The following is a 13,191-nucleotide window of genomic DNA, read 5'->3' on the forward strand; positions in this document are numbered from 1 at the left end:
GTGAGGTTACCCCCACCCGTTTCGGGTGTTACTGGAAAAGCCTTACGTTAATGGCGTGACGCAGCAGTAATGCCTTGTCATGTGCCGGATTGAGTTGCAGGAGTTCATCAAGTTCACGCTGACAGGCGGCGCTATTTCCCAGCCCCAGATGCCCAAGCGCATTGATAAACAGGCAGTGTTGCTGGTGTTTTGCTTGTGCTGAGGTATCCAGCACCACCAGGTCGGGTAGCGATACGGCAAAGAAATCGACATCCGGCACGTTGTCGTGATGCGACTCGCTCCATTGCAGGAAGCTATTGAACAGAGCGTCCGCCTCTGCGTCATCGCCAAGTTTTCTCTGCGCCATACCCTGCCAGAAGAGATAGTCCACTGGCTGGTCGTTGTAATAACGTCCGGCATCCAGTGAGCTGCCGCCGCGCGTCGCACGGGAGAAGTAGCGCTGAGATTCTTCGAAATGGCCTTGCAGCTGAGCGCAATGCCCCAACAAATACCAGATGTCGTTATCCGTTTGCCCTGGCAAGCGTCCTTCCCCGAGGTTTTGTGGGTAGTGCAACGCCTGTTGCAGCTGCGCGATGGCGGTTTGCAGGTCGCCGGAATGAACGGCAGCCAGGGCACGATGCATCTGATTCAGCAGATATTGCCCGGTGGCTTTACCTTCACCACCTTCCCACGGATGGAACACGCGTTCACGTAACACCGCGGCGGCATCGTCGTAGCGCCCCACCCCATTCCACAAGCTGAGCAGTTCCACCGTCAGATCGTCTCGATGGAAGACAATCTCTTTACTGGCTTCCAGTCGCTGCAGACGCTGCTCAGCGGGTTGTGCCATTAACTTCTTGAGATAGTCGAGTTCAAACAGGAAGCGAGCATTCTGTGGTTCCAGCGCCACGGCCTGCGACAAATACTGCATCGCCTGCTGTGCATCGTGCAGTTTGTTCCAGGCATAGATTCCCAGTAAACGGTGTACCGGTGCGAAATCCGCTTCCTGCGCAAGCGTGAACTGCCAGCAGGAAACCGCCTCGGCATAACGCCGTTTGCTGTACCAGAAGCAGCCGAGGAAATAGCGGGCAAAAGCACTTTGCTCAAGAGTTTGCAGCATCTGCACTTCATCCAGCGTATTGGGGAAGCGCACGCGGTTTTGCAGACACTCACGAGCACGTTCAATGAACGGTTGTGGATTATCGCTCAGCGAAGCGCGCCACAGCATCGGCAGCGTTTCCTGGCTGTCGAGCAGTTCCAGCACGCTACGGGCAGCATCCTTTTGCCCCAAAGAAGTCAGCCAGCCTGCCAGTTCACACGCGTTGGTCCCGCGACGCCCGGTAATTGAGATCAGCGCTTTCGCCGTCGCCTCGTCCTGGCAGATAGCCCAGCGCGCATAGTGCAGGGTATAGCTCAGCGGATAATCAACCAGCTGTTGGCGAATGTAGTCCAGCGCTTGCGCATTGCGATCAAGCTTTGCCAGCGCCAGCGCTTTCAGTCCCATCGCCAGGTTATTACTGCCGTTAAAGCGCAGGCTCTGCTCGACCTTTTCCAAGGCGCCGGCGTAGTCCTGACGCTTCATCGCCAAACGCGCTAACGACCAGAAAGCCGCATCCCGGCAGTTGCCGCTCCAGCTGGCCTTATAATAATTATCCCACGCGCTGTCATCATCGCCCTGACGTTCCTGTGCGGCGGCCAGCAGCATACTTGCCTCACCATCACGCGGATTTTTATTGAGCTTATGCGCCCGCTCCAGCGCCTTGCCAGCACATTGTGCCGCCAGCGCCCAGTCGGCGCGGTTTAGCGCCAGCGTCCCCAGGGCCACATTATTGCGGTAGTCCAGCGGATCAACGTCCAGCGCGCGGCGATAATAATCTTCGGCATAGCGGCTGGCGTGGTTGTACTGCTCCAGATGCTGACCAATAAAATAGAGTTCATCGGTATTAGAAAGCGCTTCTGGCAGCGCTGGCGCAATGGCCGCCGAAGGCAGCGGTAATTCTTTCGCGATGTGCTCTTCGTACTGCAAAAGCGTAGTGCCATCGACGCTTGTGACGGTCATCGTCACCCGGGCATGGCCATTGTCAGACACATCGGCCAGCCAGCTCTGTCCAGGCTCAAGGGTGAGGGTATTTTCATAGAACGGCTGCCCGTGCGCAGCAAGCGTAACCTGAACATCGCGTAGCGGCGCAATCGCATAAACGCCCACAGAAAGCTGGCTACGCTCACGCACCAGACGAAGCGCCAACTGCGTGCTGGCGTTTTGCACCATTCCTAGTTCGCTGTAGGGCAAGAAGTTTTGCACGAAGACTTTCTCTTCGTACGGCGCAAGCCAGGTGAAATCCGGCTGATTATCGGTAAAGACCCCGGTCATCAGTTCAATATACGGACCGTTGTCATCGGTGAGATTACGATCCCAGGCAACACCAAAGTCGCCGTATCCCCATGTCCACTGTTTTTTCCCCGGCGAAACATGGTGATCGGCCACATGCAGCAACCCACCACGCTCGCCGTGATGCCACGCGCCAACAAAATCATAATCTGATTTTTCAGCCATATAGGAGGTCGGTACGGGTACGTTCTTGTAGCGTGAGATATCCACACCGGCCGAATAGTCCACTTTGTAGTATGTGCCGGTGGCGATGGGAAACGCTGAGACATCGCGCTTACCGTGGTCAAATACCGCCGTCACATCCGGAGGGAACACGCTCTGATGATCGTCGCCGCCCTTCACCGCCGGATTCGCCCACCATAAGAAGTGGCGCGGGGTAGCGTTACCGTTAAACACCTTCCCGGTTATCTCGATCAACGCGCGATCCGGATACAGCGTGAATCCGGTCATTACCTGTAAACCGCGCATAGGCTCAACCTCACCCATCCACACGGTGTATTCACCCTGCTCACCCTGCTGCTGAGTAAAATCCACCGGCATAAAGGTGGTCGGGCGATGATGTTGCGGCCAGTTAAACTCGATGCCGCCGGAGATCCACGGTCCAAGCAGACCGACCAGCGCGGGTTTCACCACTTCGTTGTAGTAGACGAAGTCGCGCTGCTGCACTTTGTCATACGCTCGATGAATACGCCCGCCTAACTCCGGCAGCAGCATGATGCGAATGAAGTCGTTCTCCATCCACACCGCCTGATAGTCGCACATTTCACGTTTGCCTGTCAGCGTATCAATCACGCCGTAAGGGTAAACCGCTCCAGAAGATCCCTGATACACCCGTTTTTCCAGAAACATTGGGTTGGCATCTTCTTCACCCGCCGCCCACGTTGGGAGGGTGATCGTTTCCTGCCAGACTTTAACTGAACCGTACATGCCGCTCTCCACTCAATAAATAAAAGTAAAAATTCAACTTGATGCTATTCTGCGGCAGTTAGGTGGCGTTAAAATGCGCAATGCTCACGCAATATAGTTAAGGGAGTTAAGTGAATGCAGCGTTCGGGGTTCAACAATGTCAGGGTCCGTCAGGCGAATAAACAGATCTTTTTGTCTCACCTGTGGCGGGAAAAACAGCTCAGCAAGTCACAGCTGGCGCAGCTCACCAGCCTGTCGATCCCGGCGGTCAGCAATATCCTCGAAGAACTGATGGATGAAGGGAGAATCAGCCATTCGCGAGAAACCTTAAGCCAGCGCGGTTTGAGCAGCGGCAGCTATCATTTGCCAGAAAAAGGCGCCTGGACGCTGTGCATCAACGTCACCCCCACCAGCATCACCAGTCAACTGGCTGACGCGCGACTGGTGGCCGTAGGCGACTGGCAGCATGAAGTCATCAACCCCGAATCGCCAAAAGCACTGCTGTCAGCCCTGGCAGCACACTGGCGGGAGTATCGTCGGGAATTTCCCGAGGTGACGATTAATCTGGCGCTTGGCGTTCATGGTCAAGTTGATCCGATAACCGGTGCATCAAAAACCATGCCCCAGGCCCCGTGGAAAACGCCGGTGGAAATAAAATATCTGCTGGAGGAGAAGCTCGGCGTGCAGGTCCGGCTGGACAATGACTGCGTGATGCTGGCGCTGGCGGAAAAATGGCAAAACCCGGCGGCAAACGGTGATTTCTGCGTGATTAACGTTGATTACGGTATTGGCTCATCGTTTGTGATTAACGATAACATCTGGCGCGGTAGCCTGTATGGCAGCGGTCAGATTGGGCATACCATCATTCATCCCGATGGTGTCGCCTGTGACTGTGGTCGCTATGGCTGTCTGGAAACCGTAGCGTCATTAAGCGCATTGAAAAAGCAGGCCCGGGTGTGGATGAAATCGCAGCCGACATCCCTTTACGATCCGGAAACGCTCACCACTGACCAGCTAATTGCGGCCTGGCAGCACGGAGATGTCCGCATTCAGGCCTGGGCCGAAAATGCCGCCAGCGCCATCGGGCTGAGTCTTTATAACTTTCTGAATATACTGAATATTAACCAAATATGGTTGTATGGGCGTAGCTGCGCATTTGGCGACAGCTGGCTCAATACGCTGGTGCAGCAAACTGGGTTTAACCCATTCGATCACGGCGATAACCCGCGAGCCAGAGCCACGCAGATAAGCTTCGGTAAGCTTAATCGCACCCAGCAACTTATGGGCATTGGCTATCTGTATGTCGAGTCACAGCTTAGCGAGTTATAGCCATTACTCCGTCAGGCTCACCGCTAAACGTTCATGTACCGTGGCGATAAAATCGGTCAACGCCGGTTTGATTGGCCCTTTTTTCCACGCCATCAACAGCGCAATGGTCGGTACATCGCCAACAATAGGGCGGAAAACCACCTGTCCGGTATTAAAATTATTCATATAACCGGGTATCAAAGTCACCCCCAGCCCCATGCCGACCAGGTTCATGGTCACCAGAATGTTGGTTGCCACCTGCACAATGTTGGGCTGGCTTTTTTGCTGCTGAAACCAGTTTTTGACAATCATCGCTAACGCACCGGAGTAGGCCGGATCGGTGCTGACAAAATTCACGCCGTGTAGTTGTTCCGCGGAGATTGCTTGCTCATTAGCTAACGGATGATTCACCGGTAAAACCACTACTAACGGCTCATGAATCAGCTCCAGATAATCGAGATCCGGGCTGTACACCGGGTGGCGCATTAAGCCCACATCCAGCTCTCCACTCAGGATCTTCTCTTCCTGTTCGGTGGTGATCAGACTCACCAGCTCAATGTGCGTATCTGGCTGTTTTAAACGAAACAAAGGCAGCACCTTCGGCAGCAGATTTACCTCTGCGGAAGGGACAAAACCGATGGCGAAATGATTATTTTCCTGCACCGTTTTACGGGCACGAACTTTGGCGTTTTCCGCCTGTTCGAGGATCGCCAGCGCATCTTGTAAAAAGCACTCTCCCGCCGCCGTCAGCGCAACTTTTCGTTTATCCCGCACCAGCAACGGAACGCCCACGCACGTTTCCAGATCGCGGATCTGGCTGCTTAACGACGGCTGAGAGGTATGCAGCTTTTCTGCCGCTCGGGTGAAATTCAGCGCCTGCGCCACCGCTACGAAATAGCGTAAGTGCCTCAGTTCCATGCCCTTCTCCTTGTTATCGAAAAAATGTCTCAACTGGTAGAAATTTACTATTTCACAGATTGATAACTAACCAGCAACATCCTTAGGGTACAAAAAAAGAAGGTCAATACATCTTAGCTTTCAGGATTAAAAAATATGACCACACCCTCAAATTTAGACATCTACCAACTGATCGACACACAAAACGGTCGCGTAACCCCACGAATTTATACCGACCCTGAAATTTACCAACTGGAGCTGGAGCGCATCTTCGGACGCTGCTGGTTATTTCTCGCCCACGAAAGCCAAATCCCCAAACCCGGTGATTTTTTTAACACCTACATGGGCGAGGATGCAGTTGTGGTGGTTCGCCAGAAAGACGGCAGCATCAAAGCGTTTCTCAACCAGTGTCGCCACCGCGCTATGCGCGTCAGCTACGCCGACTGCGGCAATACCCGCGCCTTCACCTGCCCGTATCACGGCTGGTCGTACGGCATTAACGGCGATCTGATCGACGTGCCACTGGAACCGCGCGCCTACCCGCAAGGGCTGTGCAAATCGCACTGGGGGCTGAACGAAGTTCCTGGCGTAGAGAGCTACAAGGGACTGATTTTCGGCAACTGGGATACCTCCGCGCCTGCGCTGCGCGATTATCTCGGCGACATCGCCTGGTATCTCGACGGTGTGCTGGATCGTCGTGAAGGCGGCACCGAAATCGTCGGTGGCGTACAAAAGTGGACCATTGATTGTAACTGGAAATTCCCCGCCGAACAGTTTGCCAGCGACCAGTATCACGCGCTGTTCAGCCATGCCTCGGCCGTGCAGGTGCTGGGGGCAAAAGACGACGGCAGCGATAAACGCCTGGGCGACGGACAAACCGCCCGCCCGGTGTGGGAAACCGCCAAAGACGCGCTACAGTTCGGTCAGGATGGGCACGGTAGCGGATTTTTCTTTACCGAAAATCCTGATGCCAACGTCTGGGTCGACGGCGAAGTCTCCAGCTATTACCGCGACACCTACGTGGAAGCCGAGCAGCGTCTGGGTAAAGTTCGCGCCCTGCGTCTGGCCGGTCACAACAACATTTTCCCAACGCTTTCCTGGCTCAACGGCACTGCCACCTTAAGGGTCTGGCATCCGCGCGGGCCGGATCAAGTTGAAGTATGGGCATTCTGTATTACCGATAAAGCCGCCTCTGATGAAGTGAAAGCCGCGTTTGAAAACAGCGCCACGCGGGCTTTTGGCCCCGCCGGATTCCTGGAGCAGGACGACTCGGAAAACTGGTGTGAAATTCAAAAACTGCTGAAGGGTCATCGCGCACGCAACACCAAATTGTGTCTGGAAATGGGGCTGGGCCAGGAGAAACGTCGTGAAGACGGCATTCCGGGGATCACCAACTACATCTTTTCGGAAACCGCCGCGCGCGGCATGTATCAGCGCTGGGCCGATTTACTCAGCAGCGAAAGCTGGCAGGAAGTGCAGGAAAAAACCGCCGCTTACCAGCAGGAGGTGATGAAATGAGCACCTTAGTTTCTCAGGAACTACACCACCGCATTACACAGTTTCTCTACCATGAAGCCAGCCTGCTGGATGACTGGAAGTTTCGTGACTGGCTGGCACAACTGGATGAAGACATTCGCTACACCATGCGTACGACGGTCAATGCCCAGACGCGCGATCGTCGCAAAGGCGTGCAGCCGCCGACCACCTGGATTTTCAACGACAACAAAGACCAGCTCGAACGTCGTATCGCGCGGCTGGAAACCGGCATGGCCTGGGCGGAAGAGCCACCGTCGCGTACCCGGCACCTGATCAGCAACTGCCAGGTCAGTGAAACTGGGGTTCCCGACGTCTTTGCCGTGCGCCTTAATTATCTGCTGTATCGCGCGCAAAAAGAGCGCGATGAAACCTTTTACGTCGGCATGCGCATAGACAAAGTGCGCCGTTTGCCGGGCGATGAGTGGCGCTTACTGGAGCGTGAGATCGTGCTGGATCAAGCGGTGATCACCTCCCATAACCTGAGTGTACTGTTCTGATGAGTCGTGTTTATGCCTGCCCCGTAGGGGATTTGCCGGAGGGTGAAGCGCTCCGGCTTGATACCTCGCCCGTCATCGCGCTGTTCAACGTTGGCGGCGAGTTCTATGCCATTAACGATCGCTGTAGCCACGGTAACGCTTCGATGTCGGAAGGCTATCTGGAAGACGACGCTACGGTGGAATGCCCGCTGCATGCCGCCAGTTTTTGCCTGAAAACCGGCAAGGCGTTGTGCTTACCCGCCACCGACGCGCTCACCACCTACGCGGTATATGTAGACGGTAGCGATGTGTTTGTTGATATTCCAGAGGACGCAAGATGAGCGATTTACGCGATAACGTGGTCTTTATCACCGGCGGCGGCTCCGGTCTTGGTCTGGCACTGGTCGAGCGTTTCATCGAAGAAGGTGCGCGGGTCGCCACACTGGAGCTGTCGCCAGCTAAAGTTGCCAGCCTGCGTCAGCGCTTTGGCGAACATGTGCTGGCAATCGAAGGCAACGTCACCTGCTACGCCGACTATCAGCGCGCGGTAGATCAAATCCTGACGCATTACGGTACGCTGGACTGTTTTATCGGAAATGCAGGGATATGGGATCACAATGCCTCGTTGGTCAATACGCCTGCGGATGCGCTGGAGAGCGGCTTTCATGAGCTGTTTAACGTCAACGTGCTGGGCTATCTGCTGGGCGCGAAAGCCTGTGCCCCTGCACTTATCGCCAGCGAAGGCAGCATCATCTTTACCCTGTCCAATGCGTCGTGGTATCCCGGCGGCGGCGGCCCGCTGTATACCGCCAGCAAACATGCGGCTACCGGGCTGATTCGCCAGCTGGCATACGAGCTGGCACCAAAGGTTCGTGTTAACGGTGTCGGTCCATGCGGTATGGCGACAGATCTACGCGGCCCGCAGGCGCTGGGACAAAACGATACATCGATTATGCAGTCGCTGACGCCGGAAAAAATCGCCGCTATTTTGCCGCTACAGTTTTTCCCTGAGCCTGCGGATTTTACCGGCCCGTATGTAATGCTGGCGTCAAAACGCAACAACCGCACATTAAGTGGCGTGATGATCAATGCCGACGCCGGTCTGGGTATTCGCGGTATTCGTCACGTCGCTGCCGGACTGGATCTCTGAGGAGGTGTTATGAACCCAAAAACTATTGCTATCGTCGGCGGCGGTCAGGCGGCGGCTATGGCTGCCGCTGCACTGCGCCAACAAGGTTTTGACGGCGAATTACACCTGTTTTCCGATGAGCATCATCTGCCCTATGAACGCCCACCGCTCTCCAAAGCGATGCTACTGGACGACAATCCGCAACTTCAGCTGATACTCCCCGCTGACTGGTGGCGGGAACACAACGTACAGCTGCATCTGGGGGTTACTGTGCAGACGCTCGGCCGCCAAACCCATCAGTTGGTGCTGGCTAATGGGCAGAGTTATCCATGGGATCGGCTACTGATTGCAACGGGCGCTGCGGCACGCCCCTTTCCGCAACTGGATAAGCTGGGCGATCGTTGCTTCACCCTGCGCCACGCGGGCGATGCCGAGCGCCTGCGCGACAATTTATTGCCGGGCAAGTCGATTGTCATTGTCGGTGCGGGCACCATTGGTCTGGAACTGGCGGCCAGCGCGACTCAACGCGGCTGTCAGGTGACAGTGGTGGAGCTGGCGCCAACGGTCATGGGCCGCAACGCGCCTGCTCCGGTGCGCGACTACCTGCTAGCCCGCCACCAACTTGCGGGCGTGCGGGTACTGCTTAACAGCGCTATTGAGCATGCCGAAGCGGGAGAGTGTCTCTCGCTCATGCTGCAAAACGGCGAAACTCTCACCGCCGATGCGGTGATCTATGGTATCGGTATCGTGGCGAACGATATGCTGGCCCGCGAAGCGGGACTGGAGACAGTGAACGGCATTATCGTTGATGCCGCCTGCACCACCTCCGATCCCGCGATTTTCGCCGCCGGTGACGTAGCGATAACGCGCCAGGCTGACGGTTCGTTAGTACGCGTGGAAAGCTGGGAAAACGCCAATTTTCAGGCACTGGTTGCCGCCGCCGCGATGCTCAATCAACCGCAGCCAGCAGCAACGCCGGGCTGGTTCTGGACCGATCAGTACCGTGATAATCTACAGTTTGTCGGCGAAATGCAGGGTGAGAACTGGCTCCTACGCGGCGATCCTGATGCGCAGAAAGCAATATGGTTTAACCTACAGGATGGCGTGATTGTCGGCGCAGTAACGTTGAATCAGGGCCGAGAAATACGTTTATTGAGAAAATGGATTCAGGCAAAGAAAAAGCCGCCGGTGGCGACTTTAATCGATGAAACAATCTTGCTTAAGTCAATATAACTGCCGGAAAGAACTTCGTTTATCCGGCCTACATGTGAGTTACCTGTAGGCCGGAAAAGGTGTTTACACCACCATCTGGCAATCCGTATTACTTACGCGTAAACCGGGAAACGTGCACAGATATCCAGCACTTTACCTTTGACGCGCTCGATAACAGCTTCGTCATTGATGTTGTCCAGAACGTCACACATCCAGCCAGCCAGCTCTTTCACTTCCGCTTCTTTAAAGCCACGGCGAGTCACAGCCGGAGAACCGATACGGATACCGGAAGTCACAAACGGGCTCTTCGGATCGTTCGGTACGCTGTTTTTGTTAACGGTGATGTTAGCACGGCCCAGCGCGGCGTCAGCTTCTTTACCGGTCAGGTTTTTATCAACCAGATCTAGCAGGAACAGGTGGTTTTCAGTACCGCCAGAAACCACTTTGTAGCCACGGTTCAGGAACACTTCCACCATCGCTTTGGCGTTTTTGGCAACCTGCTGTTGGTAAACCTTGAACTCAGGCTCCATCGCTTCTTTCAGCGCCACAGCTTTCGCCGCGATCACGTGCATCAGCGGGCCGCCCTGCGCGCTTGGGAACACAGCGGAGTTCAGTTTTTTGTACAGCTCTTCGTCACCGCCTTTCGCCAGGATCAGGCCACCGCGTGGACCCGCCAGGGTTTTGTGGGTGGTGGTGGTCACAACGTGTGCGTGTGGAACTGGGTTCGGATAAACGCCTGCGGCAATCAGACCCGCAACGTGCGCCATATCGACGAACAGATATGCACCGATGCTGTCGGCGATTTCGCGCATTTTTGCCCAGTCAACAACGCCGGAGTAAGCAGAGAAGCCACCGATGATCATCTTCGGTTTGTGCTCTTTGGCCTGCTTCGCCATGTCTTCGTAGTCAATTTTGCCGGACTCATCAATACCGTAAGGGATGATGTTGTACAGTTTGCCGGAGAAGTTAACCGGGGAGCCGTGAGTCAGGTGGCCGCCTTGTGCCAGGTTCATACCCAGAACGGTATCGCCCGGTTGCAGCAGAGCGGTGTAAACAGCGAAGTTAGCCTGAGAGCCGGAGTGCGGTTGTACGTTAGCGTAGTCAGCGCCAAACAGCTCTTTTGCGCGATCGATAGCCAGTTGCTCAACGATATCAACGTACTCGCAACCGCCGTAGTAGCGCTTGCCCGGATAACCTTCAGCATATTTGTTGGTCAGCTGAGAACCCTGCGCCTGCATAACACGCGGGCTGGTGTAGTTTTCGGAGGCGATCAGTTCGATGTGCTCTTCCTGACGTACTTTTTCCTGCTCCATAGCCTGCCACAGTTCGGCATCATAATCGGCAATGTTCATTTCACGCTTTAACATCCGCATCTCCTGACTCAGCTAACAATAAAATTTTCGGCCTTAAAAGGCGGTCCGTAGGACAACGGCGAACAGTATAACCGAATCATTCTTCGATAACAGGTCTTGACAAAGGATTTTACGCAAACGATTACCTTCAAGGTACGCAAGGCTTTGGAGAACAAAGGTCTGCTGAATTTCAACGGATTTCTTTTCAGGTTTGTGATGCAGATTTTTCACGATGTAACCTTTACAACGCAAAGTTACAAAGAACCATTTACAATGCAGGGGTATTTTTTATAAGATGTATTTGACATACATCATTAAAGTCTCAGATAAAGGAAGACCGTATGCTTGACGCACAAACCATCGCTACAGTGAAAGCCACCATTCCCCTGCTGGTTGAAACAGGCCCGAAGCTGACCGCCCATTTCTACGACCGCATGTTTACGCATAACCCAGAGCTGAAAGAAATCTTCAACATGAGTAATCAGCGTAATGGCGATCAGCGTGAAGCGCTGTTTAATGCTATTGCCGCGTATGCCAGCAATATCGAAAACCTGGCGGCACTGTTGCCGGCTGTTGAGAAAATCGCACAGAAGCATACCAGCTTCCAGATTAAACCCGAGCAGTACAACATCGTGGGTGGCCATTTACTGGCAACGCTGGACGAAATGTTCAGCCCAGGCCAGGAGGTTCTGGATGCGTGGGGCAAAGCATACGGCGTGCTGGCGAACGTTTTCATCAACCGTGAAGCGCAAATCTACAGCGAAAATGCCAATAAAAATGGCGGCTGGGAAGGTACCCGTCCTTTCCGCATCGTGGCAAAAACCCCACGCAGTGCACTTATCACCAGCTTTGAATTTGAACCTGTCGATGGTGGCGCAGTGGCTGAATATCATCCGGGGCAATATCTGGGCGTCTGGTTAAAGCCGGAAGGTTTCCCGCATCAGGAAATTCGTCAGTACTCACTGACCCGTAAACCCGATGGCAAAGGCTACCGTATTGCGGTTAAGCGTGAAGACGGTGGTCAGGTTTCAACCTGGCTGCACAACCATGCGAATGTTGGCGACGTTGTTCACCTGGCCGCACCAGCGGGCGATTTCTTTATGGACGTCGCGACCGACACCCCGGTATCTCTGATCTCCGCGGGCGTGGGACAAACCCCAATGCTGGCGATGCTGGATACGCTGGCAAAAGCGAAGCATACGGCGCAGGTTAACTGGTTCCACGCGGCAGAAAATGGTGACGTGCATGCCTTCGCTGATGAAGTCAATGAACTCGGCAAAACGCTGCCACGCTTTAGCGCACACACCTGGTATCGTGAGCCAACCGAAGCCGATCGTGCGAAAGGTGCCTTTGATAGCGTAGGTCTGATGGATTTGAACAAACTGGAAAGCGCAATTAGCGATCCGGCGATGCAGTTTTATCTGTGCGGTCCGGTTGGTTTCATGCAGTTCGCCGCGAAGCAGCTGGTCGGTCTGGGCGTGAAAAACGAGAACATTCATTACGAGTGCTTTGGCCCGCACAAAGTCTTGTAATGTGTTACGCAAGTAGGCCGGATAAGGCGTTTACGCCGCCATCCGGCAATCACTCTGCCTGATGCGCTACGCTTATCAGGCCTACAAATTAACGGCGCGGCTTAGATTGCCGCGTCGTCTTCTTCACCGGTACGAATACGAATAACGCGTGCCACGTCGAAGACAAAAATCTTACCGTCACCGATCTTGCCGGTCTGGGCAGTACGGATAATGGTGTCGACGCAGGTATCGACGATGTCGTCGGTAACCACAATTTCAATTTTTACCTTCGGCAGAAAATCCACCATATATTCCGCACCACGGTACAGCTCGGTATGGCCTTTCTGACGGCCAAAACCTTTCACTTCTGTCACAGTCATACCGGTAATGCCGACTTCTGCCAGCGCTTCGCGGACGTCGTCCAGCTTGAAGGGTTTAATAATCGCATCAATCTTTTTCATGCTATTCCTTGAAAAGGTCGCCTGTCTTTTGATCG

Annotated in this window: 11 protein-coding genes; 7 read left to right on the forward strand and 4 right to left on the reverse strand. The window is 54.5% G+C overall.

The genetic code is table 11. The features are described 5' to 3' along the window. Nucleotides 1-28 precede the first annotated feature (28 nt). Complete coding sequence (locus C2U43_RS19125; RefSeq protein ID WP_103285644.1) at nt 29-3,295, reverse strand: DUF5107 domain-containing protein; 3,267 nt, start codon at nt 3,293-3,295, stop codon at nt 29-31. Nucleotides 3,296-3,409: 114 nt separating this feature from the next. Here C2U43_RS19125 and C2U43_RS19130 point away from each other — a divergent pair, with 114 nt between their 5' ends. Next, nucleotides 3,410-4,603 carry an ROK family transcriptional regulator gene (locus C2U43_RS19130; protein ID WP_103285645.1) on the forward strand — a complete coding sequence of 398 codons (1,194 nt, stop codon included), beginning with the start codon at nt 3,410-3,412 and terminating at the stop codon, nt 4,601-4,603. A gap of 3 nt (nt 4,604-4,606) precedes the next feature. Here the strand turns inward: C2U43_RS19130 and hcaR are convergent, their stop codons facing one another. After that, nucleotides 4,607-5,500, reverse strand: coding sequence for a DNA-binding transcriptional regulator HcaR (gene hcaR / locus C2U43_RS19135; protein ID WP_103285646.1), 894 nt, complete (start codon nt 5,498-5,500; stop codon nt 4,607-4,609). Between the two features lie 135 nt (nt 5,501-5,635). Here hcaR and hcaE point away from each other — a divergent pair, with 135 nt between their 5' ends. From hcaE to hcaD, 5 genes are read left to right on the forward strand one after another with little or no spacing between them, the layout of a single operon-like run. Next, complete coding sequence (gene hcaE / locus C2U43_RS19140) at nt 5,636-6,997, forward strand: 3-phenylpropionate/cinnamic acid dioxygenase subunit alpha (protein ID WP_103285647.1); 1,362 nt, start codon at nt 5,636-5,638, stop codon at nt 6,995-6,997. Further along, nucleotides 6,994-7,512: a 3-phenylpropionate/cinnamic acid dioxygenase subunit beta gene (gene hcaF / locus C2U43_RS19145; protein WP_032944241.1), complete on the forward strand. Its 519-nt coding sequence runs from the start codon at nt 6,994-6,996 to the stop codon at nt 7,510-7,512. Before hcaE ends, hcaF begins: the two co-directional genes overlap by 4 nt. After that, nucleotides 7,512-7,832 carry a 3-phenylpropionate/cinnamic acid dioxygenase ferredoxin subunit gene (gene hcaC / locus C2U43_RS19150; protein WP_032944244.1) on the forward strand — a complete coding sequence of 107 codons (321 nt, stop codon included), beginning with the start codon at nt 7,512-7,514 and terminating at the stop codon, nt 7,830-7,832. Before hcaF ends, hcaC begins: the two co-directional genes overlap by 1 nt. Then, nucleotides 7,829-8,641, forward strand: coding sequence for a 3-phenylpropionate-dihydrodiol/cinnamic acid-dihydrodiol dehydrogenase (gene hcaB, locus C2U43_RS19155; protein ID WP_048215769.1), 813 nt, complete (start codon nt 7,829-7,831; stop codon nt 8,639-8,641). Before hcaC ends, hcaB begins: the two co-directional genes overlap by 4 nt. Before the next feature lie 9 nt (nt 8,642-8,650). Continuing rightward, nucleotides 8,651-9,853 carry a phenylpropionate dioxygenase ferredoxin reductase subunit gene (hcaD, locus tag C2U43_RS19160; RefSeq protein ID WP_103285648.1) on the forward strand — a complete coding sequence of 401 codons (1,203 nt, stop codon included), beginning with the start codon at nt 8,651-8,653 and terminating at the stop codon, nt 9,851-9,853. A 92-nt stretch (nt 9,854-9,945) separates the two neighbouring features. Here the strand turns inward: hcaD and glyA are convergent, their stop codons facing one another. Continuing rightward, nucleotides 9,946-11,199, reverse strand: a complete 1,254-nt coding sequence (glyA, locus tag C2U43_RS19165; RefSeq protein ID WP_003835277.1) for a serine hydroxymethyltransferase — start codon at nt 11,197-11,199, stop codon at nt 9,946-9,948. A gap of 326 nt (nt 11,200-11,525) precedes the next feature. Between glyA and hmpA the strand changes: the two genes are divergently transcribed. Beyond that, nucleotides 11,526-12,716: an NO-inducible flavohemoprotein gene (hmpA, locus tag C2U43_RS19170; protein WP_003037624.1), complete on the forward strand. Its 1,191-nt coding sequence runs from the start codon at nt 11,526-11,528 to the stop codon at nt 12,714-12,716. A gap of 101 nt (nt 12,717-12,817) precedes the next feature. Here hmpA and glnB read toward each other — a convergent pair whose 3' ends face one another. Further along, entirely contained in the window at nt 12,818-13,156 is a 339-nt protein-coding gene (glnB, locus tag C2U43_RS19175; RefSeq protein ID WP_002914032.1) for a nitrogen regulatory protein P-II, read from the reverse strand. Nucleotides 13,157-13,191 lie beyond the last annotated feature (35 nt).

Source organism: Citrobacter freundii complex sp. CFNIH9, from assembly GCF_002903305.1.
GTDB lineage: Bacteria > Pseudomonadota > Gammaproteobacteria > Enterobacterales > Enterobacteriaceae > Citrobacter > Citrobacter portucalensis.